This window comes from Herbaspirillum sp. B65 (genome assembly GCF_000333555.1).
Lineage (GTDB): Bacteria > Pseudomonadota > Gammaproteobacteria > Burkholderiales > Burkholderiaceae_D > Herbaspirillum > Herbaspirillum rubrisubalbicans.
On sequence record NZ_BADI01000213.1, the window covers coordinates 1 to 1,013 of the forward strand.

Annotated in this window: 2 protein-coding genes and 1 pseudogene; 2 read left to right on the forward strand and 1 reads right to left on the reverse strand. The window is 65.4% G+C overall.

The genetic code is table 11. The features are described from left to right. Together I5W_RS05425 and I5W_RS05430 are read left to right on the forward strand one after the other, a co-directional pair. Positions 1–222 (forward strand): acetamidase/formamidase family protein (locus I5W_RS05425; RefSeq protein WP_044528479.1); only part of this gene is annotated, 222 nt, incomplete at its 5' end. A gap of 89 nt (positions 223–311) precedes the next feature. Further along, positions 312–608: a zinc ribbon domain-containing protein gene (locus I5W_RS05430; protein ID WP_044528480.1), complete on the forward strand. Its 297-nt coding sequence runs from the start codon at positions 312–314 to the stop codon at positions 606–608. 15 nt (positions 609–623) lie between these two features. On the opposite strand, the pseudogene I5W_RS05435 reads toward I5W_RS05430, so the two are convergent. Then, positions 624–1,013: pseudogene (locus I5W_RS05435) on the reverse strand (HDOD domain-containing protein); the annotation flags it as partial.

Sequence of the window (1,013 nt, forward strand, 5' to 3'; positions counted from 1 at the left end):
GCCGGCCTGCCTGAGGCCATCGACTACCTGACCCACTTCGGCTACACCGGCAGCCAGGCCTACATGCTGCTGACCGCAGCACCGGTGGAAGGGCGCATCGGCGGCATCGTCGACATCCCCAACTGCGCCTGCACGGTGGCCTTGCCGACCTCGATCTTCGACCAGGACATCACGCCCAAGGGCATGTTGAACGACAAGTCCTATTGGGGGCGCAAGGCCTAGCGGTTTTCGTGGTTCGTAGTGACGTGTGTGTTACCGGCCGGGCATCGGCCTGGCCGGTTTTTTTGCCAGCCATTCTGGAGGAGGCCGACATGCCTTTGTATGACATCCGTTGCAGCCATTGTGAAGGTATCTTCGAGCGACTCATCCCGCTGCAGGGACTGCATGGGCAGACTCCCTGTCCTTACTGCAAACAGCAGACGGCTGCCTCGCCCATGCCCACGGGTGGCCATGTGGGATTGCAGGTCAAGTATCGCTGGCAGCCGCGCAACGGTGCCGAGCAACTGGCCGGGCAGGGCGCCACCGGTCCCGGCACGCACGCGGGCGCGGGGCGCAGCAGCGTGCTGCACAATTGCAAGGGGCATAGCTGCAGTATCTGCGCGACCTGAGGGGTCAGGCGCGCTTTATTCCAGCATCGCATCCAGTCCGGCAGAAAGTTCGCCGAAGGTCGGCATGGCACGCTCGGCCTTGTCGGCGGCATGATTGACCAGCAGCGGTCGCCAGGCCGGGTCCACGCCCAGCTTCTTGGCCAGCGCAAGGGGATAGCTGGCCTGCGCGGCGGCGTCATCGAGCTGGAGCACCTCGATCCGGGCCGCCCAGGCGCCCAGGTGGACCCAGCCTGCGCTGCGTTCCAGGCGACCGGCCGCCAGCGGATCGGGAATGGAACGCAGCGCGTTGGCCATGGCGTCGGGGAAATGCCAGATCGTCGCCAGTTCCGCCGAGACATCGGCGTAATGAAAACCCCAGGCCTCTTTCTCGCGTGGGCACGGTCGGCGTCGAGGACATGCATGCTG

Coding starts and splice junctions, on each gene's coding strand:
- I5W_RS05430 (WP_044528480.1), top strand. CDS start 312: ATGCCTTTGTATGACATCCGTTGCAGCCATTGTGAAGGTATCTTCGAG.